General features: G+C 65.9%; 25 protein-coding genes. 15 read left to right on the top strand and 10 right to left on the bottom strand.

Annotated elements, in window-relative coordinates:
* Window positions 1-145: 145 nt before the first annotated feature.
* From ACFW0B_RS04415 to ACFW0B_RS04405, 3 genes are all read right to left on the bottom strand, one after another.
* Complete coding sequence (locus tag ACFW0B_RS04415; protein WP_449146737.1) at window positions 146-1,555, bottom strand: APC family permease; 1,410 nt, start codon at window positions 1,553-1,555, stop codon at window positions 146-148.
* Window positions 1,556-1,592: 37 nt separating this feature from the next.
* Complete coding sequence (locus ACFW0B_RS04410; RefSeq protein WP_449146736.1) at window positions 1,593-3,080, bottom strand: aldehyde dehydrogenase family protein; 1,488 nt, start codon at window positions 3,078-3,080, stop codon at window positions 1,593-1,595.
* A gap of 130 nt (window positions 3,081-3,210) precedes the next feature.
* Window positions 3,211-4,524 carry an OprD family porin gene (locus ACFW0B_RS04405; RefSeq protein WP_449146797.1) on the bottom strand — a complete coding sequence of 438 codons (1,314 nt, stop codon included), beginning with the start codon at window positions 4,522-4,524 and terminating at the stop codon, window positions 3,211-3,213.
* Between the two features lie 249 nt (window positions 4,525-4,773).
* On the opposite strand from ACFW0B_RS04405, the gene ACFW0B_RS04400 reads away from it, so the two are divergent.
* The 8 genes from ACFW0B_RS04400 to ACFW0B_RS04365 all read left to right on the top strand — a co-directional run bounded on the left by ACFW0B_RS04400 (window position 4,774) and on the right by ACFW0B_RS04365 (window position 13,018).
* Window positions 4,774-5,499 carry an acid phosphatase gene (locus ACFW0B_RS04400; protein ID WP_449146735.1) on the top strand — a complete coding sequence of 242 codons (726 nt, stop codon included), beginning with the start codon at window positions 4,774-4,776 and terminating at the stop codon, window positions 5,497-5,499.
* A 104-nt stretch (window positions 5,500-5,603) separates the two neighbouring features.
* A complete protein-coding gene (locus tag ACFW0B_RS04395; protein WP_449146734.1) occupies window positions 5,604-6,938 on the top strand; it encodes an aspartate aminotransferase family protein in 1,335 nt (444 codons plus the stop codon).
* 11 nt (window positions 6,939-6,949) lie between these two features.
* Complete coding sequence (locus tag ACFW0B_RS04390) at window positions 6,950-7,765, top strand: molybdenum cofactor biosynthesis F family protein (RefSeq protein WP_449146733.1); 816 nt, start codon at window positions 6,950-6,952, stop codon at window positions 7,763-7,765.
* A 622-nt stretch (window positions 7,766-8,387) separates the two neighbouring features.
* Window positions 8,388-8,606 (top strand): hypothetical protein, encoded by a 219-nt coding sequence (locus tag ACFW0B_RS04385; RefSeq protein WP_449146732.1) that lies wholly within the window; start codon window positions 8,388-8,390, stop codon window positions 8,604-8,606.
* Window positions 8,607-8,748: 142 nt separating this feature from the next.
* Window positions 8,749-9,729: a helix-turn-helix transcriptional regulator gene (locus ACFW0B_RS04380; RefSeq protein WP_449146731.1), complete on the top strand. Its 981-nt coding sequence runs from the start codon at window positions 8,749-8,751 to the stop codon at window positions 9,727-9,729.
* 105 nt (window positions 9,730-9,834) lie between these two features.
* Entirely contained in the window at window positions 9,835-10,707 is an 873-nt protein-coding gene (locus tag ACFW0B_RS04375; RefSeq protein WP_449146730.1) for a transporter, read from the top strand.
* Between the two features lie 16 nt (window positions 10,708-10,723).
* The gene (locus tag ACFW0B_RS04370; protein ID WP_449146729.1) at window positions 10,724-11,881 is read left to right on the top strand and encodes an MFS transporter; all 1,158 of its coding nucleotides are present in this window, start codon (window positions 10,724-10,726) and stop codon (window positions 11,879-11,881) included.
* Between the two features lie 18 nt (window positions 11,882-11,899).
* Window positions 11,900-13,018: a class II histone deacetylase gene (locus ACFW0B_RS04365; RefSeq protein ID WP_449146728.1), complete on the top strand. Its 1,119-nt coding sequence runs from the start codon at window positions 11,900-11,902 to the stop codon at window positions 13,016-13,018.
* A gap of 215 nt (window positions 13,019-13,233) precedes the next feature.
* Here ACFW0B_RS04365 and ACFW0B_RS04360 read toward each other — a convergent pair whose 3' ends face one another.
* Window positions 13,234-13,557 (bottom strand): carboxymuconolactone decarboxylase family protein, encoded by a 324-nt coding sequence (locus ACFW0B_RS04360; RefSeq protein ID WP_449146727.1) that lies wholly within the window; start codon window positions 13,555-13,557, stop codon window positions 13,234-13,236.
* 258 nt (window positions 13,558-13,815) lie between these two features.
* On the opposite strand from ACFW0B_RS04360, the gene ACFW0B_RS04355 reads away from it, so the two are divergent.
* Entirely contained in the window at window positions 13,816-14,580 is a 765-nt protein-coding gene (locus ACFW0B_RS04355) for an alpha/beta hydrolase (RefSeq protein ID WP_449146726.1), read from the top strand.
* Here the strand turns inward: ACFW0B_RS04355 and ACFW0B_RS04350 are convergent.
* The gene (locus ACFW0B_RS04350; RefSeq protein ID WP_449146725.1) at window positions 14,577-14,891 is read right to left on the bottom strand and encodes a putative quinol monooxygenase; all 315 of its coding nucleotides are present in this window, start codon (window positions 14,889-14,891) and stop codon (window positions 14,577-14,579) included. The genes ACFW0B_RS04355 and ACFW0B_RS04350 overlap by 4 nt on opposite strands.
* Window positions 14,892-15,051: 160 nt before the next feature.
* Here ACFW0B_RS04350 and ACFW0B_RS04345 point away from each other — a divergent pair, with 160 nt between their 5' ends.
* On the top strand, window positions 15,052-15,639 hold the full coding sequence (locus ACFW0B_RS04345; RefSeq protein ID WP_449146724.1) for an NAD(P)H-dependent oxidoreductase: 588 nt from the start codon (window positions 15,052-15,054) through the stop codon (window positions 15,637-15,639).
* Between the two features lie 127 nt (window positions 15,640-15,766).
* Here the strand turns inward: ACFW0B_RS04345 and ACFW0B_RS04340 are convergent, their stop codons facing one another.
* Window positions 15,767-17,317, bottom strand: a complete 1,551-nt coding sequence (locus tag ACFW0B_RS04340) for a serine/threonine-protein kinase (protein ID WP_449146723.1) — start codon at window positions 17,315-17,317, stop codon at window positions 15,767-15,769.
* 4 nt (window positions 17,318-17,321) lie between these two features.
* The gene (locus ACFW0B_RS04335; protein WP_449146722.1) at window positions 17,322-18,089 is read right to left on the bottom strand and encodes a PP2C family protein-serine/threonine phosphatase; all 768 of its coding nucleotides are present in this window, start codon (window positions 18,087-18,089) and stop codon (window positions 17,322-17,324) included.
* A gap of 249 nt (window positions 18,090-18,338) precedes the next feature.
* On the opposite strand from ACFW0B_RS04335, the gene ACFW0B_RS04330 reads away from it, so the two are divergent.
* Window positions 18,339-18,470 carry a hypothetical protein gene (locus tag ACFW0B_RS04330; RefSeq protein WP_449146721.1) on the top strand — a complete coding sequence of 44 codons (132 nt, stop codon included), beginning with the start codon at window positions 18,339-18,341 and terminating at the stop codon, window positions 18,468-18,470.
* Window positions 18,471-18,518: 48 nt separating this feature from the next.
* Here ACFW0B_RS04330 and ACFW0B_RS04325 read toward each other — a convergent pair whose 3' ends face one another.
* Window positions 18,519-19,406 (bottom strand): universal stress protein, encoded by an 888-nt coding sequence (locus ACFW0B_RS04325; RefSeq protein WP_449146720.1) that lies wholly within the window; start codon window positions 19,404-19,406, stop codon window positions 18,519-18,521.
* A 229-nt stretch (window positions 19,407-19,635) separates the two neighbouring features.
* Window positions 19,636-20,394: an SDR family NAD(P)-dependent oxidoreductase gene (locus ACFW0B_RS04320; protein WP_449146719.1), complete on the bottom strand. Its 759-nt coding sequence runs from the start codon at window positions 20,392-20,394 to the stop codon at window positions 19,636-19,638.
* Between the two features lie 439 nt (window positions 20,395-20,833).
* Here ACFW0B_RS04320 and ACFW0B_RS04315 point away from each other — a divergent pair, with 439 nt between their 5' ends.
* The 3 genes from ACFW0B_RS04315 (at window position 20,834) to ACFW0B_RS04305 (ending at window position 22,059) form a co-directional block, all read left to right on the top strand.
* Window positions 20,834-21,043: a cold-shock protein gene (locus ACFW0B_RS04315; protein WP_151132515.1), complete on the top strand. Its 210-nt coding sequence runs from the start codon at window positions 20,834-20,836 to the stop codon at window positions 21,041-21,043.
* 92 nt (window positions 21,044-21,135) lie between these two features.
* Entirely contained in the window at window positions 21,136-21,315 is a 180-nt protein-coding gene (locus tag ACFW0B_RS04310; RefSeq protein ID WP_449146718.1) for a hypothetical protein, read from the top strand.
* Between the two features lie 189 nt (window positions 21,316-21,504).
* Window positions 21,505-22,059, top strand: a complete 555-nt coding sequence (locus tag ACFW0B_RS04305) for a magnesium transporter (protein ID WP_449146717.1) — start codon at window positions 21,505-21,507, stop codon at window positions 22,057-22,059.
* A 46-nt stretch (window positions 22,060-22,105) separates the two neighbouring features.
* On the opposite strand, the gene ACFW0B_RS04300 is transcribed toward ACFW0B_RS04305, so the two are convergent.
* A complete protein-coding gene (locus ACFW0B_RS04300) occupies window positions 22,106-23,044 on the bottom strand; it encodes a LysR substrate-binding domain-containing protein (protein WP_449146716.1) in 939 nt (312 codons plus the stop codon).
* A 127-nt stretch (window positions 23,045-23,171) separates the two neighbouring features.
* On the opposite strand from ACFW0B_RS04300, the gene ACFW0B_RS04295 reads away from it, so the two are divergent.
* Window positions 23,172-24,107 (top strand): DMT family transporter, encoded by a 936-nt coding sequence (locus ACFW0B_RS04295; RefSeq protein ID WP_449146715.1) that lies wholly within the window; start codon window positions 23,172-23,174, stop codon window positions 24,105-24,107.
* Window positions 24,108-24,121 lie beyond the last annotated feature (14 nt).

Here is a 24,121-nt window from a genome sequence, read left to right as displayed (position 1 = left end):
GACCTCCGGAGCGGGCTGGAGCCACATTGTTTTTATGACGATCTAATTAACATGTTAATCATATGACGGCAAGCCATCTCCCACCTGAAGGCTCCGCGCACAAAAAAGGGCCGCAATGTGGCCCTTCTGCTACCCGTGGCAGGGATCAGATATCCGGCTCGAAGAGCTTGCGCCTCATCACCAGCTTGACCCACGCCAGGGCGATCAGGCTTACCAGGCCGAGCACGGCACCGGTCAGCAGGTACACCGTCTGCGTCATCTCTGGAGACGGCGAGTTGTTCAGGGCGATGTAGCCCATGCCGAGGATGCCGACGATCTGCGGCAGCGGGTAGAACTTCGACTTGTAGGGGCGCGGCAGATCGGGGTGGCGGCGACGCAGAACCATCACGTTGATGTGGGCGATGATGTAGGCCAGCAGCCAGCTGGTGGACGCGGCGATCAGCAGGGTAATGATCGAATCCGGCCCCATCAGCAGGAACGGCAGGGCAATGATGATCGCGACGAAGACGATTGCGATCCACGGCGTACCGAAGCGCTTGTGCAGCACCTTCATCTGCGGGAAGGCCTGGCCGTTCTCAGCCATCCCCCACAGCATGCGCGGCACCGCGGCCAGCACGGTGTTGACGGTAGAGCAAGTGGCGGTCAGCGCCATTACCGTGGCGATGATCACCGCGCCCTTGCCGAATACCGCGAACACATAGTCCAGGTACGGCAGCGGCGAGGTGGTCAGGGTTTCCACCGGCAGGTAGCGGCTGGCGCCAATGCAGAAGAGTACGAACAAGGCAAAGGTGATGGTCAGCGAGAGCATCATCGCGCGTGGGATGTTGCGCTCCGGCCGACGCACTTCACCGATCAGCGGACAGATGAACTCGGCCCCCACCAGCAGCCACATGGCCAGGGCCACCAGGCCGATGAAACTGCCATCGAGAACGCCGCCCCACCCCCAGTTCACATCCGCCACGAAGTTCGCCGCCGGTGCTTCGGCCAGCCCGCCCACGGCGCTCAGGCCCACCAGCAGCAAGGCCGCCACCATGGCGAAGGTGAAGAGGTTCTGCAGCTTGGCGAAGACGTCGGTGCCGAGGATGTTCAGCACCGTGAGGGCGACCAGGATGAACAGCGGCACCAACCTCGCGGGGAATACGCCGGGGAACAGCTTGTCGAGAATCGCATCCACCAGCAGCAGCTCGGCGGAGAGCCCGAACATCGCCACGATCACGTAGCCGGCGAACACGGCGACGATGGCCGGGAAGTGGCCGATGGCCTTCTGCGTGTAGGTCGCCAGGGTCCCTGCCTGGGGAAACATCAGCGCCAGCTCGGAGAAACTCTGTACATAGCACTGCGCCAGGAGGAAGGCCACGGCGAAGGCGGCGATGAAGCCCAGGCCGCCAAAGCCCAGGCCCTGCAATGCCGACATCATCGCGCCCTGCACCACCACGACACCAATGCAGATGGCGATCATGCTGGCGAAACCCAGGGGCTTCTTCGCAGGCCCGACGGACGCGCCGGCCGACGCCGGAGTCGCCATGTCGAGAACGCTGCTGGAGGTCTTGTTCATTCTTGTATTCCTCACGGATGGATGCAGGGGACGTTTCTCAGTAGGCGATGCACACCGACTTGTTCTCGGTGAAAGCTTCGATGGCCGCATGGCCCATCTCGCGGCCGATGCCGGACTGCTTGAAACCGCCGAAGGGCATGGACGGGTCCAGCAGGTTGTGGGCGTTGACCCAGACGGTGCCGGCCTTCAGGCGCGGGACCAGGCCCATCACCTGCTTCAGGTCGTTGGACCAGATGCTCGCCGCCAGCCCGTAGGGCGTGTCGTTGGCCAGCCGCAGCACTTCGTCGACCTCGTCAAAGGCCGTGGCGACCAGCACCGGGCCGAAGATTTCCTCGCGCACCACCCGCATGTCCGGACGCACATCGGCGATCACCGTCGGCTTGACGAAGAAGCCCTGCTCACCGTGCGCCTCGCCGCCGCAGATGACGCTGGCGCCTTGCGCCCGGCCGCTGTCGATCATGTCCAGTACCCGGCGTTGTTGTCTGGCGGAAATCAGCGGGTTGATCTGCGCGGACGGATCCAGGCCCGGCCCGATGCTGAGTGAACCGGCAATGCCGTGGAGGCGCTCCAGCACCTGGTCGAAGGATTTGCGCTGCACGTAGAGACGCGAGCCGGCGGTGCACACCTGGCCCTGGTTGAAGAAGATGGCCCCGGCGGCACCGGCGGCGGCCTGGTCGAGGGCGGTGTCGTCGAGCACGATCACCGGCGACTTGCCGCCCAGCTCCAGGGTGAAGCGGGTCATGTTCTCAACCGCCGCGTGACCGATCAGCTTGCCCACCGGGGTGGAGCCGGTGAAGGCCAGCTTGTCGATCCCGGGATGGGCCGCCAGGGCGGCACCCGCTTCGGCGCCCACACCCGTGACGATGTTCACCACGCCTGGCGGGATGCCCGCTTCCAGGCACAGTTGCCCCAGGCGCAGGGCGGTGAGCGGGGTTTCGTCCGCCGGCTTGAGCACCACCGTGCAGCCGCACGCCAGGGCCGGCACGATCTTCCACAGGGCCATCAACAGCGGGAAGTTCCAGGGCACGATGGCGCCGACCACGCCCACCGGCTCCGGCACCGTGTAGGCGCGGTACTTGCCGCCGGGAATGGCGCCAATGGAGACATCCAGGCTCTTGCCTTCGATCTTGGTGGCCCAGCCGGCCATGTAGCGGGTGTATTCCACGCCGGCGCCCACTTCGATGGCGCGGGACAGGTTGATCGACTTGCCGTTGTTCAGGGTTTCCAGTTGCGCCAGCTCTTCGCCATGGGCCTCCAGCAGGTCGGCCAGCTTCAGCAGCAGGCGCTCGCGGTCCGCCGGACGCTGGGCCGCCCAACTGCCCTCGAAGGCACGGCGGGCGGCTGCGACCGCCTGGTCCACGTCGGCCTTGCCGGCTAGCGCCACGCGCGCCAGTTCTTCGCCGGTGGCGGGATTGAATAGGGGCATCTCGGCAGCGGACAGCGCTGGACGCACTTCGCCGTCTATCAGCAGGCCGTGGCGGGCCTGGACAAAGGCCTCCACGCGGGGGTCAAGGGCAATGCTCATCTCGATTCCTCTTCTGGTTCGGTCGCCGCGGCGGCGGGGTATCTCGGATAGTCGAGTGGCACTCTGCGGCAAACCCGGCGGGCGCTCTTGACCCGGCCTGCCGGGGGACTTGCCACTGGCTGCCAGGGCTTCACCAGAGTTCGAGGGGGTAGTCGAGCACCAGCCGCGTTTCGTCGACATCGCCGTCCGCGTAGGCCGCATTGCCCCGGTGCCAGGCCTGGCTGGCGCGCAGGGACAAGCCGGCCAGCGGTCCGGCCGGGACCTTCCAGCTCAGGCCGGCATCAGACTCGAAGTGCCGCCCATTGCGTCCGTAGAGACCGGCATAGCGGCTGTCCGCCGCCGTGCCGCTGCCATCGCTGCCACGCCCACGGGCATGCAGGGCATGGACCTTGACGCCAGCCAGGCCGAGGGCGCCCAGATCGAGGTCGTAGCGCAGTTGCCAGGAACGCTCGCCCGGCCCTTTGAAATCGGAGTAGCCCAGGGAGTTGGCCAAGGCATTCGAGGCGCTGGCGCGGCCGTCGCCGAAGGCCATGTAGTCGAATGGCTGGTCGCCGCGTACCCGCTGGTAGGCCAGGGTCAGACGCTGCGGTCCCTGATCGAAGGCCAGCGCCAACGAAACCGCCAGGTTGTCGATGGCGCCGAAGCGATCCTGGCCGGTGTCGCGGCTGCGGCAGGCATCCAGCTTCACGCGCAAGGCACGCTCGGCCATCAGCGGCAGGCGGTAGTCGGCGCCCAGATAGTGCTGCCGCCAGACGTCCTCGAAGCGCGAGCTGTAGAGGCTCAACACCAGGTCATCCGACAGCGTCCAGACACTGCCCAGGTAGTCCACCGAGTCGATCCGTCCCCGGCCCAGGACGGTGGATATCTCGCCATGCACCTTCGACTCGCTCGGCCCCGACGCCGCGGTGAAATGCCCGGCCTCGAGCAACCAGCCATCGATGCTGCGGCTCTCGGCAAGCAGGCCGTAGCCCATGCCCGGCAGAGTGCGGTTGCTGCTGGCGGCGAACACCGGCGCCGTGGTGGTCATCTGGCCGTATTTCAGCTGCGTCGCGCCGTGGCGCAGCTTCAATGCGCCGCCGGCCTTGCCGTAGTGGTCGTCGGGATGACCATCGGTGCCCACTGGCAGGTTGCCGGTGCCGGTGCGCCCGCCACCGCTGTCCAGCTTGAGGCCGAGCATGGCATGGGCATCCAGCCCGAGCCCGAAGGTGCCCGGCGTGTAGCCGGAACTGAAGCGGGCCTGCAGGCCCTGGGTCAGCTCCTCGCGGTAGCCATTGCGCGCCGCTTTCGGCTTGGAGCGGTTGCGCCCGGCGTTGTTGGGCTGGTCGCGGTAGTCGCGGTTGAAGTAGTAGGTACGGTTCAGCAGCGTCAGGCGGCTGTCCTCCACGAACCCCTCGGCTTTCACCGAGTGAGGCAGCACTGGCAACCCGCAGGCCGCCACCAACATTCCCAGCTTGCGCATCATTGTTCTCCTTAACGATGACCTTCCTCCGGCACTCCACTCCGTCCATTTGGCCACCGATCCGCGAGCGGGCTCGATCCTCCGTGCCAGCGTCTTGACCCTCCCTGCCCCGGGCAGGCAGAGACAAGTGCCCAGGCAGGGAAAGACAAGCAGCGCCTCCGCCTTTGGCGGACAAGAACGGCCGAAGTGGCCCGTCAACGCCGCCTCGCCCCCACAACAACAAGGACCGTCGCCATGCAAATGTCCCCACGCGCCCTGCTGTTCGGCCTCGCCCTGCTCCTTCCCGCGCTGGCCATCCAGGCCGACCAGGCCACCAATTACCCGCCTTATCTCACCGAAGCCCGGCTGCAGCTGGCCGACTACCTGCCTCAGCCGCCCGCGCCCGATTCGCCGGTCGCCCGCGCCGACCTCCAGGCCGTGCTCGACGCCCAGGCCGCGCGCAGCGCCGCACAGGTGAAGAAAGTGCAGGCCGACGACCAGTGGCAGGACGGCGTCTTCCCCTTCGCCGCCGACCTGCTCGGCAAGGGCTTCGACGCAGAGCGGCTGCCGCTCACCCGCGCCTTCTTCCGTCGCGCCCAGGAAGACCTGGTGCAGGTGCTGATGCCGGCCAAACAGCACTTCGACCGGCCCCGCCCCTACGAGGCCGACCCCAGGGTGAAACCCGTGCTGCCACCGCCGCAGGGCGATTCCTACCCCAGCGGCCACAGCATGAATGCCTACCTCAACGCCACCCTGCTGGGCATGGCGGTGCCGGAACGACACGCCGAGCTGTTCGAGCGCGCACAAGAGCATGCCGGCAGCCGGGTGATCGCCGGGGTGCACTACCCCAGCGACCTGCTGGGCGGGCAGCTCGCCGCCGCGGCGCTGGTGGCGAATCTGCTGGCGGACCCGCAGGCCGCCGCCGACTTCAACCGGGTGCGCCAGGAAATACGCGCGGCCTTGGGATCGGTCGGGGACTAGGCAGGGTCAGGCAACCGGCCTGGCAGGGACAGACAAGACGTCCCGGGCCGGTTGCGGCACAAATGGCCCACACAGCCGCACCGCTGCACGACAGGAGAATTCACATGACTACCCGAGACACCGCCTTCTGGCACCCCATGCTGCACCCCAACGAAATGAAACAGCGCGAACCCATCCGCATCCTCCGTGGCGAGGGCTGCTTCGTCTTCGATGACAAGGGCAACCGCCTGGTGGATGGCGTGGCGGGGTTGTGGAACGTCAACGTCGGCCACGGCCGCGCGGAGATCAAGGCAGCCATCACGGCACAGTTGGACGAACTGGAGTATTTCCAGCTGTTCGACGGCATCAGCCATCCCCGCGCCGAAGAACTGGCCGCCAGGGTGATCGGCATGCTGGAACCGGAAGGCATGCGTCGCGTGGCCTTCAGCTCCGGCGGTTCGGACGCGGTGGAAACCGCACTCAAGCTGGCCCGCCAGTACTGGAAGCTGCAGGGCCAGGCCGACCGCACCAAGTTCATTTCCCTGCGCCAGGGCTACCACGGCACCCACTTCGGCGGCGCCTCGGTGAACGGCAATACCGTCTTCCGCCGCAACTACGAGCCGCTGCTGCCGGGCTGTTTCCACGTCGACACGCCCTGGCTCTACCGCAACCCGTACAGCCAGGACCCGGAAGAACTCGGGCAGATCTGCGCCGACCTGCTGGAGCGGGAAATCCAGTTCCAGAGCCCGGACACCGTGGCCGCCTTCATCGCCGAGCCGATCCAGGGCGCCGGTGGCGTGATCGTGCCGCCGGAGAACTACTGGCCGCTGATCCGCAAGGTCTGCGACAAGTACGGCGTGCTGCTGATCGCCGATGAAATCGTCACCGGCTTCGGCCGCGCAGGCGAGATGTTCGGCAGCCGCCTGTGGGGCGTGAAGCCCGACATCATGTGCCTGGCCAAGGGCATCTCCTCCGGTTACATCCCCCTTGGCGCCACCGTGGTCAACGAACGCATCGAGCAGGCCTTCGCCAACAACGGCAACTTCACCGGCGCGCTCATGCACGGCTACACCTACTCCGGACATCCGGTGGCCTGCGCCGCGGCCCTGGCCAACCTGGACATCGTCGAGAAGGAAAACCTGCCAGCCAATGCCGCGAAGCAGGGTGACCACCTGCTGAAAAGCCTGGCCGCCTTCCCCGAGCGCTTCGCGGCAGTGGGCGAGGTGCGCGGCAAGGGACTGATGGTGGCCCTGGACCTGGTGGCCGACAAGGCGACCCGCGAGCCCATCGACCCCATGGGTGGCTACGCCAACCGCGTCGCCGAAATCGCCCGCGCCAACGGCGTGATGGTGCGCCCGGTGGGCACCAAGATCATCCTCTCGCCACCGCTGGTGATCGAGCAGGAGCAGATCGACACCATCGTCAATGCGCTGGCCATTGGTTTCCAGGAAGCCCGCTGAGGAGATGTGCCATGACCACCCAACCCGAATGGATCACCGTCGGCGCCCTGGCAGAGGGTTTCGCCCCTGAAGCCTTCATCCTGCCGAGCCTGGCCGACCTCGCCGGCCGCACCCTGACCCTGCACTTCGCCAACGGCTGGCGCATCGAGCACCGCTTCGAGGCCGGGCATCTGGCCTGGCGTGACGCTTCCGGCGCAGGCGGCGAGGCGCCCTACCGCGCCACCTCGGTGCGCGAAGGCCTGTACCTGGTGGACTTCCTCAAGCCCGAAGACGGCCGCACCCTCTCCGTCAGCCTGGTGCTGGATATCGCCAACGCCGCCTTCACCGCCGTGCTCGGCCGCATGCCCAAGGAGGCCGAGTGCCGTGGCGACCTGTTCGGCAAGGCCCTGGCCGGCGCCGAGCTGACCAGCGTGCAGGTGGAGTTCCTCCACGGCAGCCTCGACCGCCCCTGGCGCGAAGGCGCCTGCCCCCATGCCCCGACCCGCGAGCTGGTTGGCCTGCGCAACCTCTATCGCTACAGCCCCAGCGAGGCCTACGAACACATCTACCTCAACGAGGACTTCTATAGCTGGCAGTGCCTGAAGGGCGTCGAACAGGGCCTGGCCGACACCGACCGCTGCCACACCCTGAAGATCGCCGATGAGCTTTATCTGTTCGTCTGGCGCGAGAAGATCATCCCCACCCTCGGCGTGGTGCTGATCGACCTGGCCAGGCACCGCAGCGACGGCAAGATCTGCGGCTATGCCGGTGGCGACTTCGGCCAGTTGGCGAACTTCCCGGTCAGTTCCCACTGTAGTGTGCTGAACCGCACCGAGTACCCGCTGTGAAGGGCCATCTTGTGGGAGCGAGTTCATTCGCGAAGCGGGGCGAAGTCCTGCCGATGGAAACTCCCCAGGGGCCGCTGCGCGACCCTTTTCGAATGAATTCGAACCCACAGGAAAAGCCAGCCGGAGCCCACGCCTTGAGGGAGCGAATTCATTCGCGAAGTGGGGCGAAGCCCCGCCCATGAAACTTCCCCGGGGCCGCTGCGCGGCCCTTTTTCGAATGAATTCGAACCCACAGGAAAAGCCAGCCGGAGCCCACGCCTTGAGGGAGCGAATTCATTCGCGAAGCGGGGCGAAGTCCTGCCCATGGAAACTCCCCAGGGGCCGCTGCGCGGCCCTTTTTCGAATGAATTCGAACCCACAGCAAAAGCCAGCCGGATGTCACGCCTTGTGGGGGCGAATTCATTCGCGAAGCGGGGCGAAGCCCCGCCCATGGAAACTTCCCCGGGGCCGCTGCGCGGCCCTTTTTCGAATGAATTCGAACCCACAGCAAAAGCCAGATCCAATGCCACACCCGGCAGGTAGCCTGTATATGCAATCCGGGAAGCGGCGATCGGGACCTCTCCTGACTTCATCCGGATACGATCTGCCGACGAAAACCTGCCGAGCTCAAACCCAAAGTAACGTGCTTGACGTTAAGATATTAATCTTCTTTCCCCGTCCCGCCCGTAGCCCTTCCGATATCCGAACCCACCCCCTGGCCTGCCGCCATTCGCGCCCTGCGCCCCCCAACTTCCGTCTCTACTTCGCCGGCGTGTTGCTGCTCGGCTATTGCGCCTGGCTGCTTCCACGCCAGCGCCTGCTGGGCCGGGATATCGCCGCGAACAGCGAGAGCCTGCGCTGACCCTATCCTGCATCTGTAGGATGGCGGCCTCCTCGGGCGAACCTGATACTCGCTCCAGGCCCTGCCCCGTCGCAAAGACGAAGAACGGCCATGACTGGAACCCGTGACAGAACAAGAACAACGTCGCACGAGGGGATACCGCATGAGGAATGACCAGGCTGATCGAACGATCACCAGCGCATTGCTGGAAGCATTCAGCGATACCGTGTTTGAGCTCCAGCGCCTGGCCAGGGACAGGTCCATCGAACGCTTCCACACCCTGGCCCTGGAGCGGTTGCAGCAACTGCTCGACTTCGACAAGGCCTGGTGGGGCCGCTCCGCGATGATCGACGGCCTACCGGAGGAACACAGCTCACACCTGTTCAACCTGCCGCCGCACTACCTGGCAGACTGGCAGTCGATCCGCCACGAGGACGTGACCGTCGGCCTGGTCAGCGCCACGCCCGACAGGTCGGTGATCGTCGACAGCGCCAACAGCACACCGGGCCTGCAATGGCTGGGGGAACGCCACGGCTTCCGCGAGTTTCTCTGCGTGATCCATTCCGACCCGCAGACCGGCCTGGTAGACCACCTGACCCTCTACCGCTCGCCATCGTCCGCCCCCTTCAGCGAGCAGGATCGACTGCTGATAGACCAGCTGATACGGCACCTCGCCGCCGCCGTCTCGGCCAACCAGATCCGCACCCTGGTGGCCAAGCGGGAAAGCCTGTCCAACCCGCGCAACCTGGCGCTGGCCGTATGCGATGCCCGCGGTACCCTGCATTGTGCCGAACGCGGCTTCGTCGACCTGCTGCTCACCGAGTGGCCCGACTGGACCGGCCCGCAGTTGCCCGAGAGCGTCAGCCCCGAGGGCTATCAGGGAGAACGCCTGTTGCTGGAAGTCTCCGCAGTGGGCGACCTGCATCTGCTCGCCGCGCGCAGCCACAGCCCGCTGCAACAGCTCAGCGCGCGTGAGAACGACGTGGCCCTGCGCTTTGGCGAAGGCAAGACCTACAAGGAAATCGCCCGCGACCTGGGCCTGGCGCCCAACACTGTGCGCCACCACATACGCACCATCTATTCCAAGCTCGGCGTGAAGGACAAGGCGAGCATCGCCCACCTCCTCCACTCGCCACCCGACTGATTCCCGCTTTCCCCGCCGCCTGAACTCCGGCTGCTCCACATGGGACGGCAGGGCGGCGTCTTGCCCGAAGAAACCCACCGCCCCAGAAAAAGAGATACAACGCCCATGACCCGCACCCGCGCCTTCCGTCACGCCCTCCTCGGCAGCGTGCTGCTGCCCCTCGCCGCACAGGCCGCCGACATGAACGCCCGCGATTTCTTCTCCGCCCCCTCGGGAACCCAGCTCGGTGTGGTCTACCTGCCCACCAATCGCGCCAACGACTTCCACGGCCCGGCAGACCGCACCGGCAAGGCGGACCTGGAGGTCAACGCCCTGGCCTACCGCCATGTGTTCTTCACCGATGCCTGCGGCACCCTCTGCACGCCGCAGTTCATCGTTCCCTACCTCGACATCGATTCCCGCCTTCCCGGCACCACCGGTCACACCAGCGAGCGCGGCATCGGCGACCCGCAGATGGGCGGTACGTTGTTCATCATCAACGACCCGGCCACCCGCAACTACAGCGGCCTGCTGACCCTGCTCACCGTTCCGGTGGGCGAGTACCACGGCAACAACCCGGATGTATCCCCCGGCGCCAACCGCTGGGGCCTGACCTTCAATTACAACTACACCCGGGGCGTCGGCGAGAAGTGGGTGCTGGAAGCCAACCTCGAAGCCCAGATCTACGGCAAGAACGACGACTACTACGGCATGGACCTGGAGCAGGACCCGCTCTATCGCCTGCAGGCCTTCGCCTCCTATGACTTCACCCCGGCCACCTACGGCGCCCTGCGCCTGGTGCATGCCGACGGCGGCGAACTCAGGCTGAACGACCGCAGCCTCGACGACACCCGCCAGCGCTACACCCAGCTGGGTGTCGAGCTCGCGCACTGGCTGGACCGACAGAACCAACTGATGGTCGCCCTCTCCCACAACGTCGCTACCGACAACGGCTACCACGGCGCCCAGGCCCTGCTTCGCCTGGCCCACGTGTTCTGACCCAGGAGACACCGCCATGAACGTCCAATCCCGGCAGCCGCTGGCGCTGCAGGCCGCCATCGTCGTGTTCGCCGCCATCACCTCGGCGGTACTGCTCACCGCCCCCGCCATTGCCACCCGCTTCGCCGTCGAGCTGGGCCTGAACCCGGAGCGGATCGGCAACCTGTTCTCCATCGAACTGGGCGCCATGAGCCTCGCCACCCTGCCCTCCTTCTGGTGGCTGAAGCGGGTCGACTGCCGTCGCGCCGCGCTGATCGCCGCCCTGCTGTTCATCGCCGGCAATCTCGCCTCGGCGGCGGCGGCGAGCTACCTGCCCCTGGCCGCGCTGCGCTTCGTCACCGCCCTGGCCGGCGGCTCGCTGATGGTGCTTTGCATGTCCTGCGCGGCGACACTGCCCAACCCAAGCCGCGCCTATGGCTTCTGGGTGTTGGGCCAACTGGTGCTCGGCGCCATCGGCCTGAGCCTGCTGCCACGCCTGTTCGAGGCCCACGGCCTGGGCGTCGGCTACCTGCTGCTGGCCAGCCTGACGCTGCTCGGCCTGCCCCTGGTACGCGCATTTCCGGCTGCCCACCGGGCGCCCGAGCGCCGCGCGCGCAGCGGCTCGGCATCACGCTGGAAAGTCGCGGCGGCGATCCTCGGTCTGCTGGGCTTCTACGTCGCCCTCAGTGCGGTCTGGACCTTCATCGGCGCCATCGGCGCCCAGGCCGGCCTGAGCGCCCAGGCCAGCGGCGACATCCTCGCCATCGCCACCCTGATGGGCATCGCCGGCGCCGGCTGCGCGACCCTGATCGGCGAGCGCCTGCCGCGCACGCCGCTGCTGTGCAGCGGCTTCGGCCTGATGGTCGCCGCTACCCTGCTGCTGCTCGACCAGCCCCAGCTCGCGCGCTTCGCCGTGGCCGTCCTGCTGTTCAAGTTCACCTGGACCTATGTGCTGCCCTTCATCCTCGCCAGCCTGGTGGACCTTGATGAATCCGGCCGCCTGATGAGCCTGAGCAACCTGGTCATCGGCTCCGGTCTGGCCCTGGGGCCGGCCATGGCGGGCCGCCTGCTCGGCGACAGCGGTGACTTCCGCTCCCTGCTTCTGGTCGCCGGCGCCCTGACCACCCTGTCCCTGCTCGCCACCCTCGGCAGCCGCCTGCGCCCCGCTTCCCTCAACACCGCCCAATCCCTGTAAGCCAAGGAAAAATCCGCCATGAACCGCCGTACCGCCTTCTTCTTCGACGAACTGTCCCTCTGGCACAGCGCCAGCCAGCACGCCCTGATCCTGCCGGTGGGAGGCTGGGTGCAGCCGCCCTCGGCTGCCGGCCACGCCGAATCCCCCGAAACCAAGCGCCGCCTGAAGAACCTGATGGATGTCTCCGGCCTCACCGCCCGTCTCGATCTGCGCAGTGCCCCTGCCGCCAGCGAGGAGGACCTGCTGCGCGTGCATCCGGAGCACTACCTGAAACGCTTCAAGGCGCTGAGCGACGCCGGTGGCGGCAACCTCGGCGAGCACGCGCCCATCGGCCCGGGCAGCTACGAGATCGCCAAGCTATCCGCTGGCCTCGCCATGGCGGCGGTGGATGCCGTGCTCAAGGGCGAAGCCGACAACGCCTATTCCCTGTCGCGCCCACCGGGTCACCACTGCCTGCCGGACCAGGCCATGGGCTTCTGCATGCTGGCCAACATCCCGGTGGCCATCGAGGCGGCCAAGGCCCGTCACGGACTCGGCAAGGTGGCGGTAATCGATTGGGACGTGCATCACGGCAATGGCACACAGGCGGTCTACTACGACCGACCTGACGTGCTGACCATCTCCCTGCACCAGGACGGCTGCTTCCCGCCGGGCTACAGCGGCACGGACGATCGCGGCGAAGGTGCGGGGCTGGGCAGCAACATCAACATCCCGCTGCTCGCCGGCAGTGGCCACGAGGCCTACCTCGAAGCCATGCAACGGATCGTGATTCCAGCCCTGGAACGCTTCGAGCCGGAGCTGATCGTGGTCGCCTGCGGCTACGACGCCAACGCCGTGGACCCGCTGGCGCGCATGTTGCTGCACAGCGACAGCTTCCGCGCCATGACCCGCCTGGTCCGCGAAACCGCCGAGCGCCTGTGCCAGGGCCGCCTGGTACTGGTCCACGAAGGCGGTTATGCCGAGGCCTACGTGCCCTTCTGTGGCCTGGCGGTGATGGAGGCATTGTCCGGCATCCGCACTGCAGTACAGGACCCGCTGTGTGACTTCATCGGCCTGCAACAGCCCGGCAAAGCGCAGCGCAGCCTGCAGAGCGAACTGATCGGCGAGATGGCGGAAGCATTCGGCATCGCACCCTAGGCACGCTAGCAGCACCTTCTCCTGTGGGGGCGATGTCAATCGCCAGGCGGGACGCAGTCCCGGCTACCGGGCAAATCGAATGCTCGCCAGGGGCCGCTTCGCGGCCCTTTTCGAATGAATTCGAACCCACATGGGTGCAGCGACCTGGGCAGTCTCGACCACTTGCAGGACTTGCTGCAGACATAGCCATTGCCAACCCGGCATCGGCAAGGCTGTTATTTCTCACCCTCCAGCACATCCCCCGCCCAGCTCAGGGCGGCGACCACGGTCGGAAAGCCGATGGTGCTGGTCAGCGCCAGCAGGGCGTGATGGATCTGTTCGGGGCTGGCACCGGCTTCCAGGGCACGGCGGGTATGGCTGTGGACGGCGCCTTCGGAGTGGACGGCGGCAGCCGCCGCGAGCTGGATCAGCTGCAGGCTGCGCTCGTCCAGGGGGCCAGCCTGGCGCACCACGGCGCCGAGGGTTTCCACTGCCTGGAAATACGCCGGGTGCTGTTTCTTCAGGCGTTTGTAGGTATCGAGACCGTGTTTGCGTTCCATGGGGCCACCTCGCTGGGACATGCCCTTTCAGCTTAGGAAAACTGCCGGGATCGGTCCGGGAACCTGGCCAATCCATCCCGGGCGGCTATACCGAATCCGTGGATGCCTGGCGGCTTGTTCCCAAGGGGAGATTGCCGAGATGGACGTCAGACTCGCAGACAAACCCGCCCCGGTTGCCAGTTCGACCAGGACGGGGGCCGTTCGGCGTGCCGAACCCGTGCCCGGGGCCGGCGGGCGACAGTCACCGGCCAAGCAGCCATGAGCCGCAGCCTGGTCGGTGTCGTGCTGGTCGCGCTCGCACTCTACCTCGGCGTGGGCGTGCTGCTCCTGGTGTTCCAGCGCTCGCTGATCTACTTCCCTCAGCCGCGCGCCATTGGCGGCCCGGACCGGCAGCTGATGCTGCCGGTGACGGATGAGCAGATCGTCGTAACCGTGCGTCCGCTGGCCAGTTCCAGGGCGCTGATCTACTTCGGCGGCAATGCCGAGGATGTGTCCCGCAGCCTGCCGGATTTTGCCGAAGCCTTCCCCGACCACGCGCTCTACCTGTTGCACTACCGGGGTTTCGGCGACAGCACCGGCAAGCCTACCGAGGAGGCCATCCAGCACGACGCCCTGGCGCTGTTCGACAAGGTGCATGCCCTGCATAGCGACGTGGCCGTGGTCGGCCGCAGCCTGGGCAGCGGCGTTGCCATCCGCCTGGCCAGCCAGCGCCCGGTGGCGCATCTGGTGCTGGTCACGCCCTATAACAGCGTGCTTGAACTGGCCCAGCGGCAGTTCCCGATCTATCCGGTGCGCTGGATGCTGCAGGACAAGTACGAATCCTGGCGCTATGCCCCGGCCATCACCGCTCCCACCCTGCTGATCGTCGCCGGGCACGACGAGGTGATCCCGCGCTGGAGCAGCGAAAAGCTCTTCGCCCGTTTCCATCCAGGCGTAGCACGGTGGGAGGTGATCGATGATGCGGGGCACAACGACATCGGTGGGCAGCCGAAGTACCTGCGGCTGATCCGCGACGCGCTCTAGGCGCGGGCCGGGGATGGGCTGAGCATCTCGATCTCGCGGATCTCGAAATCCCGCTGCAGGTAATCCATGCGCTGTGCATGGAAGCGCCGCATGTGAGGCAGCGCACTGTGGACGTCCAGATGGGCGCGGCTCTGCCAGACCTCATAGAAGATGAACAGGCTCGGGTCCCGGGCATCTCGCAACATGTGGTACTCGATGCAACCCTCCTCCGCGCGACTGGGTTCGACATAGGCGCGGAACAGCGCCTCGAACGCGTCGGACTTCTCGGGGCGGGTGTGGGCATGAAGGATGAAGCCGTAGGGCTGGGTCATGGTGATGGCCTTGCGGGTTATGAAGGTTTTATCAACCCTACCTCAAGGCATAGCCTCCGATTCATGACATTCCGGCAACTATCTATTGCGTGCGCGCGGATTTTTCCGCAAGGGCGTGGCCGGTAGTCTGCCGCCACATCGAATCCCGGAGGCTACTGCCATGAAAAAAGTCCTGTTGCTCAACGGCGGCAAGAAGTTCGCCCACTCCGACGGCCGCTACAACGCCACCCTGCATGAGGCCGCGCTGGCCTTCCTCGACCGCGCCGGTTGCGACGTGAAGGAAACCTTCATCGACGGTGGCTACGACGTGGCCGAAGAAGTGCAGAAGATCCTCTGGGCGGACGTGGTGATCTACCAGATGCCCGGCTGGTGGATGGGCGCCCCCTGGACCGTGAAGCGCTACCTGGACGAGGTCTTCACCGCCGGTCACGGCAGCCTCTACGCCAACGACGGCCGCACCCGCTCCGACGCCTCGCAGAAGTACGGCAGCGGCGGCCTGATCCAGGGCAAGCAGTACATGCTGTCGCTGACCTGGAACGCACCGCAGCAGGCATTCGACGATCCCACCGACTTCTTCGAGGGCAAGGGCGTGGACGCGGTGTATTTCCCCTTCCACAAGGCCAATCAGTTCCTCGGCATGAGCGCCCTGCCTACCTTCCTCTGCGTGGATGTGATGAAGCAGCCGAACATCGCAGCGGATGTGCAGCGCTATGAAGAGCACCTGGCGAAAGTGTTCGGCGCCTTGTAGGAACCTGCTCGCTGGCGAAAGAATTCCGTAGCCTGGATGAAATCCAGGGAAAGCCCCACCACCGCTCCCGGATTTCATCCAGGCTACGATCTACCGGTGCTTCCCCTGCGGAGTCCCGGTTTTCGTGTCAGTTGAACAGGCGGTTCCAGAGCTTCTTGATGGGGTTGCTCTCTTCCTGCTGCCGCGGCTGCTGGGATCGGGCCTGACGGGTCGCGGCCACCCGCGCGGCCTCGGCCTTCTTCACCCGCTGCTCGTGCACGGCGCGGAGTTCGAGCAGGGTCGGGTTGGTCGGTGCCACCTGCAGGCCGGCGTCGATGTACTCCAGCGCCAGGGCGAACTCGCGACGAGCGTAGGCTTCTTCGCTGTGCTCGACGAAGCGCTGCGCCACCCTTTCCAGCCCGGCCAGCGCCTGCTCGTTGCCCGGCGCCAGGGTAAGCACCTGCTGGAAGTAAAACACCGCATTGTCCTGGTCCGGCTGCAGCAGGCTGTCCTCGGCCAGGCGCTGTTCGGCCAGCGCGAGAATATTGCGCAAGCGCGCGGCAAGCACCCGCTGCAGGCCGTCGCCGGCCTGGGCGTTGTCGTTGTCCAGGCGCAGCACCTCATGGAAATAGAAGTCGGCATTGTCCGCCGCCGGCTCCACCAGCTTGCCTTCGACCAGGCGCTGCTCGCCCAGCTCCAGCAGGTCGGCGATCTTCATCCGCAGCACGACGTAGTAGCCGCCACCGGCGGAAGCCACCAGCAGCATCAGGCCCGCCAGGCCCCAGAGCAGACCACGCAGGCGCTTCGGGGCCGCCGCTTTCGACTTCGACTTCGACTTCGACTTCAGCTTCGCCCCGTCCACCGGCATGACCGGCGCGATGCGGGTGAAGTCGAGATCGAGGTTGCCGAGTTCAGTCAGGCTGTCCAGCAGCACGCGACAATCGGCGAAGCGCTCGTCCGGGTCCTTGGCCAGCATGCGGTCGATCACGTGCTGGTAGTCGGACAGGCCTCGGCGCAACAGCGGCGGGTCCATCTGCACGTGGTTGAGCACGGTTTCGGCGTAGTTGGCGCCCCGGTACGGGTTCTCACCGGTCAGCAGCTCCAGCAGGATCACGCCCAGGCTGTAGATATCGCTGCGCGCGTCCAGCGGCTGACACTGAGCCTGCTCCGGGCTGCTGTACGCCGGGCTGCCGACGGCGACGTTGAACTGGGTCAGCTCGGTGTCCAGTTCCAGGTCCTTGGCGATGCCGAAGTCGGTGAGCACCGCCGTGCCGTCGTCGCGGAAGAGGATGTTGGCCGGCTTGATGTCACGGTGTACCAGCCCCTTGTCGTGCACCACTGCCAGGGCACCGGCGATCTGCCGGACGATCCGCAGCGCTTCCAGGGGTTCCAGCACCTGGCCCTGGTAGCGGCCGAGGTCGCCGCCGGACAGGAACTCCATGGCGAGATAGGGCCGGCCGTCGGGCAGGCGGTCGATGTCGTGGATGGTGACGATGGACGGATGGCGCAGGGACGCGAGCATGCGCGCTTCCCTGAAGAAACGGTCGATGAAGGCTTCGTCGTCCAGCCTGTTCAGCACCTTCACCGCCACCTTGCGGTTGAGGGATTCCTGGGTGGCCAGGTAAACCTCGGCCATCCCGCCCTTGCCCAGGCGTCCGTGCACGAGGTAGCCGGGGATGTCGAGAAGATTGTCGGTCATGGATTCAGGTTCTTCGGGGTTGGAGCAACCGGCTCAGGAACGACTTGGACCTGTTTGCCACCGCAGAGGTTTCCGGCGACGCGAGCTTGATGACGATACAGGAGATATTGTCCCGACCGCCGGCATCGCAGGCCTGCTCCAGCAGGCGCGTCACCAGCTCGTCGAGGCTGCCGGCGCGGGCACACTGGGCCTGGATCTGTCGATCCTCCAGTTCGCCGCTGAGGCCGTCGCTGCAAAGCAGCAACAGCTCGCCGGGGGCCAGCCGGCCTCGCGCCAGGCCGACCTCCAGGGCCTGGTGCTCCTGGCCGAGGCACTGGGTCACCACATTGCGCTGGGGATGGCGGCGGGCCCGCTTCGGGCTCAGCTGGCCGGCATCCACCAGTGCCTGCACCAGGCTGTGGTCGTGGCTGAGACGAACGATGCGGCCAGCGCTCACCCGGTAGGCACGGCTATCGCCGGCCCAGGCCAGGTCGAATGCCACGCCGTCGAACTTCACCGCCACCAGGGTCGTGCCCATGCCGGAACCCGACGCTGCCGCGAGCACTGCTTCATGAGCCGCCTGCACGGCGTTGTCGAGGCCCTGCCCGGCCGCCACACCCTCGCGCAGGGTCGCCACCGCCACCGCACTGGCGACTTCGCCGCGCTGGTGGCCGCCCATACCGTCGGCCACCGCCCAGAGACCCAGTTCCGGGGCGCAGAGCAGCGCATCTTCGTTGTGTTCGCGCACGCAACCGGTAATCGATTGCGCGGCGTATCCCAGGAGCTCGGACATGGGTTCCTGCTTCAATCCAGCGGTATCCCTGCATGATGCGGCGACCACCCAGCGCTGTCATCGCCTGGCGCATGAGGTGTCTCGCAGTCGAGGATTTGCATGGCCCTACGGCCAGCCGCAGCGGGGCTATGCTGATTGCAGCGAATTCACAAACCACAGGTTCGTGCAGCCCAGGAGGTGGTAATGGCCGTTGAGCGCTTCAAGGCAGGGATGCGCTGATCCATTCACCCTCTCGCGGAGGTCACCGCCATGAGCAAAGGTCTCGATTCAAAACGCGAAGCGAAGAAAAAGCCCCAGAAAACCCTCCAGGAAAAACGCATGGCCAAGCGCAACAAGAAATCCGGCGCGGGCCTGCTCGGCAGTCATGCACCGAATCCTTGAGACACCCGATAACACGAGAACGCCCTCCGCGATGGAGGGCGTTGTCGTTCAGGCTGCGCGATGGCCGCTGGGCGCCAAATCGTCCAGCGACGCGACATCCGGCGACGCAGAATCCGGCTTGAGCACCAGCAGGTCGCCTTCCAGGCGGTCGAGCACGGCTTCGGCGGTATTGCCCACCAGTGCACCGACCACGCCATGACGGGCGACCGTGCCCAGAACGGTCAGTGTCGCCTCGAATTCGTGGGCGATGCGTGGAATCAGCTCCCTGGCCGGCCCTTCGCCGACGTGCAAGCGATACGCGGGCAGCTCGTATTCCTCCATGAACCAGCGGCATTGCTCCAGGCAATGATGCGCGGCGACCTGGCCGTAGGTCTGCTCCGGGTCGGCCTGGGGCAGGCGCGCGGACGAATAGGCGCTGACCACATGCAGGTCGGCCTCGAACAGGTCGCAGAGAAACTTCGCGTGCCCGATCACATTGCCTTGCAGCGCCACGTGCGCTTCGTCCCGATGCTCGACGTCCATGCCGGCGAGGAAGGTGCCGCCTTCCCAGGCCTGGCTGCTGCGGATCAGGAACAGCGGCGTCGGCACCTTCCGCAGCAGGTGCCAGTCGTCGGGGGTCATCAGCAGCTGGCTCAACCGTCCGGACGGACGGTGCTGCTTGATCACCAGGCCGCATTTCTGGGACCGGCAGACGTCCAGGACCTGACTGCTGGCCCGCGCGAAAGGCACCCGCGCCACTTCGCCATGGGCATGCACGCCCGCCCGCAGCAAGCCGAGCAGGTACTGGTCGAGCAGCCCCGAGGAGTCATCGCTCGGGTCGCAGAGCAGCAGGTGGAGATGGGCACCGAGCTTCTGGGCGAGCTGCAGACCCCGTTCAAGGGCCGGGGAGCCGGGTTCGGCGGGAATGGCGACCAGGATCTTCTTGATCGAGCGCATGGCAATCGTCCTCCTTTGCTGAAATGCGATTGCGGGCATACCTCTCTTGCTGGAAAGCGGCACGAGGCCCCGGTACTTGGGGACCTGTGCCTTCGGAACAATGGGGGGATCAGGCAAGGAGTATGGCCACTCGCCAAGCCCGGGCAAGGCAGGTCATCGCCAGCTACAGCCTGTCTGGTTCTAAGCCGTGTCACCAGCGGAATAAGGGCTGCCTCCGCGCTTGCCGGCGTCAGAGGAACATTCCGCCCGAGGCTTCCACGCGCTGGCCGTTGATCCAGCGGCCGCCATCGGAGAGCAGCATGGCCACGGCGGCGCCGATGTCTTCCGGCAGACCGACGCGTCCCAGCGCGGTGTTGCTGGCGATGAAGGCATTGACCTCGGCATTGTCACGCACCACGCCACCGCCGAAATCGGTCTCGATGGCGCCGGGTGCCAGCACGTTCACCGAAATTCCCCGCGCGCCCAGTTCCCTGGCCTGGTAGCGGGTCAGCACTTCGATGCCGCCCTTCATCGCCGCGTAGGCGGCATAGCCCGGCAGGGCGAAGCGGGTCAGGCCCGTGGAGATGTTGAGGATGCGGCCGCCATCGGTGATCAGCGGCAGCAGTTTCTGGGTGAGGAAGAACGGCCCCTTGAGCTGGACGTTCACCAACTGGTCGAACTGCTCTTCGCTGGTTTCGGCGAAGCTCGCGTGGATGCCGATGCCGGCGTTGTTCACCAGGAAGTCGAAGTTGTCGCGGCCGAACTCGTTCTTCAGCAGGCGCGCCAGGCTGGCGGCGAAGTCGTCGAAGGTGGCGCTCTTGCTCACATCCAGCTGCAGCATGGCGGCGTGGCCGCCGAGGTCCATGATTTCGCGGCTGAGGGACTCGGCATCCTCCAGCTTGCTGTGGTAGGTGCCGATGATGTCGATGCCCTGGGCCGCCAGGTGCTGCGCCATGCTTTTGCCAAGGCCACGGCTGGCGCCGGTGATGAGTGCGATATTGCGGGTCATTGCTGTGCTCCTGGTGCAGTGGGTGGGGGTGCAGAGCTGTCCGGTTCATGAATGGCTGATCCGGGGAGCGCTGATCGGCTCGATCGAACAATCCGGAGGGAGGCGCCGCACGGATGAACAGGCTGGAGCTACTGAAACCTTCGTACGGGTCGGCGAGCTGTCAAGTTTCACCCTGTCCGACCAGCTGCAGGAGCGGAAAGGCCAGTGGTCGCACGGGGCCTGCACCGGCGCTTTGGCGGAGTCAACTGACGGCCGGCGAATAAAAGGTTAGGCATTCCTCGAAAGCACAGGTATTGTGTCGAGCGCTGTGATGCATGTGTCACCGGGAAACGGTCTGTACTTTAGCGGTCCCCTCTTCATCGGTTGCCGACTTTCTGCACTCAGTGACAGGCTGGAACGATCCAGCCCAGCAATAATTCAGTTTCTAGGAGACATTCAAATGTCCGAGCGCCAAACCGGCACCGTCAAGTGGTTCAACGATGAAAAGGGCTACGGCTTCATTACCACCGATAACGGCCCGGACCTGTTCGTCCACTACCGTTCCATCCAAAGCGCCGGCTTCAAGAGCCTGAAGGAAGGCCAGAAGGTTTCCTTCATCGCCGTGCAGGGCCAGAAAGGCATGCAGGCCGACGAAGTGCAAGTACTGTAAGTACAAGCCGAAAAAGAACCGGCCTTCGGGCCGGTTTTTTTTTCAGTGGTTTCAAATGGCCCCACCGGGCCACTCCGTACCGAGAACGTGATATGCGCATCAAGACTTCCCACAGCAGCACCCCCAAGGCGCCGGCAGCCACCACCAGCAGCGAAGCCCTGGAAGCCCAGATTGCCGCCTTCCTGAACAAGGGCGGCCAGATCCAGGAAATCGCCAAGGGCGTCAGCGCCCAGGTCGCTCCGAGCCGCCACATCCGCATCGGCAACAAGTAAGACCTTCCTGGCGCCCACGGGCGGTCAGGCATCCGGCCTGACCCCCGGCGCCAACACGCCGCCCTGCCGATGGGCGGATGCCGCTTGCCACGAGCCCCGTCACGCTACACTTCCACTCAGGCCGCCAGCGGCCGGAACCGGGGGTATCGGCCGGTGGGGACCCGGCGCCAGCCAGATGGGAGGTGTCCCATGCAGCGGCACTACTACATCAGCGACAACCTCAAAGACCTGGAAAGGGTCGAAGACGAGCTCGAAGCCCGGGGCATCGATCATGAGCAGATCCATGTGCTCAGCGAACGCGATGCCGACGTCGAGCATTACCACCTCCACGACGTGTCCTCGGTGATGAAGCGCGACATGGTCCACTCCGGCCTGATCGGCGTCGGCATTGGCATCGCCCTGGCGGCACTGGTGATGCTGGTGGCCTGGTTCAGTGGCTGGACCGGCACGGCCGCCGGCTGGATACCCTTCATCTTCCTCGCCATCGCCCTGTTCGGCTTCAGCGTCTGGGAAGGCAGCCTGTTCGGAATCCAGACCCCCAACGCCGTGGTGAAACGCTTCCAGCGCACCCTGGAAGAAGGCAAGCATGTGTTCTTCGTCGATGTGAAACCCGCCCAGGAAGCCATTCTCGCCAGCGTCGTCAGCCACCACCCGATGCTCAGGACCGCCGGCACCGGCCAGGCCACTCCGGACTGGGCCGAAGGCCTGCAGCACCGCCTGCATCAGTGGCGCAAGATGATGTGATCCACGCCTGCGGCGGCGGATGCAACGCCTGGCGTCATCCGCCGCTTCAACCCGCGCTCACCGCTCCCTGAGCCGGTATCGTGATGGCGCGGGCTTCTGCCAGCAGCCAATCGATCAGCCGGCGTACCTTCTCCGTCGGGGGCGACCTGCGGCTCCAGGCCAGCCGGTAGGCCCAGGGCGTCGGCAGGCGGCAAGCCTCGCCGAAAGGCAGCACCAGCCGGCCATTGGCGATGTCGTCGAAGGCAAGGGCCGTTGACCCCAGGGCGAATCCCTGACCGCTCACCGCCCCCTGGATCGCGTGGCCGATCAGGCCGAAGCGCATGCCCCCCTTTACCGGCCCCGGCTCACCCACATAGGTGGCGAACCAGTCTTCCCAGTTCGGCAGATGCAGGTTGCCGGTGTTCTTCCAGTGGGTGTGGATCAGTCGGGCGCCGAGCAGGTCCCGTGGCTCGCGCACTGCACCGTACTGTTCCAGGTAGGCGGGGCTGCAGACCGGAAAGAACTCTTCGACGAACAACTGTTCGCTGGCCGGCAGGAGCGTGTCGGCGGTGGTGAAGCGGATGGCCAGGGTCGCTTCGCCGCGCTCCAGGTCCACCAGTTGCTCGGTGGCTTCCAGGCTGAGGGTGATGTCCGGGTTGCAGGCGGAGAACTGGTTGAGCCGGCGCATCAGCCAGTGGCTGGCGATGGAAGGGGCACAGGTGATGTGGATCGGCTGTTCGTCCTGCCCGCGCAACTCGTCGGCGCCCCGCGCCAGCAGCTCGAAGGCCTGGGCGACGGTGGCGGCCAGGCGACGGCCGTTGTCGTTCAGGGTAACGGTATTGCGCGTGCGGTCGAACAGATTCACGCCCAGATCGCCTTCCAGCAGGCGGATCTGTCGGCTCACCGCCCCCGGCGTCACCGAAAGCTCTTGGGCGGCTTCGGTGAAATTGCGGCTGCGGGCGGCGACCTCGAAGGTACGCAGGGCGATGAGTGAAGGAAGGCGCATAGCGGAATAGCTTTGAGTTCAAGTCAAAGCATAATGACAAATCATCGTTTGAAAGCAAGCCGTCCGGGAACGATCCTGCCACCCATTGGCGGCGTCTGCCGCGCCCTTCTGCCTTGCGAGTCAAACGATGAAACCCTCCCGTCTTCCCCTGGACTGGTTCGTCTGCGGACTGATGTTCGTCCTCTGTATCTTCTGGGGCTTCCAGCAGGTGGCGATCAAGCTGGCACTGGACGATGTGCCTTCCATCCTGCAACTGGCCATCCGCGCCGGCGGTGCCGCCCTGGTTCTGGGCGCCCTGGTGCTGTGGAAGGAAGGCCGCGGTGCCTTCAGCGATGGCACCCTGTTGCCGGGCATCACAGCAGGCATGCTGTTCGCCCTGGAGTTCCTCTTCATCGGCGAAGGACTGAACCACACCAGCGCCTCGCACCTGGCGGTATTCCTCTACACCGCGCCCATGTTCGCGGCCCTCGGCCTGCACCTGATGCTGCCCGAGGAACGCCTCTCGCCGATCCAGTGGCTGGGCGTGCTGGTGGCCTTCGGCGGTGTCGCCACGGCCTTCCTCGGCCAGCCCGCCGGCGCTCCTGGCAATATGCTGCTGGGCGACATCTACGCCCTGTGCGCTGCCCTGGCCTGGGGCGCCACCACCCTGGTGATCCGCGGGTCGAAGCTATCCGAGGCCAACCCGGTGAAGACCCTGTTCTACCAGCTGTTCGTTACCGTCCTGCTGCTTGGCGCGGTGGCGTTCAGCACCGGCAAGACCGATATGCAACTGACCCAGAAGACCGTCATCAACCTGGCCTTCCAGGTGGTGGTCATCGGCCTGGTGAGCTACATGGCCTGGTTCTGGCTGCTGCGCCGTTACCTGGCTTCACGCCTGTCGGTGCTGTCCTTCATGACACCGCTGTTCGGCGTCGCCTTCGGCGTCCTGATACTGGGTGAAACCATCGACACTTCCTTCGCCATCGGCGCGACCCTGGTACTGGGCGGCATCGTGCTGGTCAGCGGTGCCGAGCTGCTGCGCGGTCGCAAGCAACGCAAGACACTCGCCACGTCCGAGGCCTGACCGGGCCCTGTCCG

It is taken from the genome of Metapseudomonas phytobenefica (genome assembly GCF_043392685.1).
Taxonomy (GTDB): domain Bacteria; phylum Pseudomonadota; class Gammaproteobacteria; order Pseudomonadales; family Pseudomonadaceae; genus Metapseudomonas.
The sequence above is the reverse complement of the archived record's forward strand: the minus strand, read 5'-3'. Positions and strand labels throughout refer to the sequence as shown.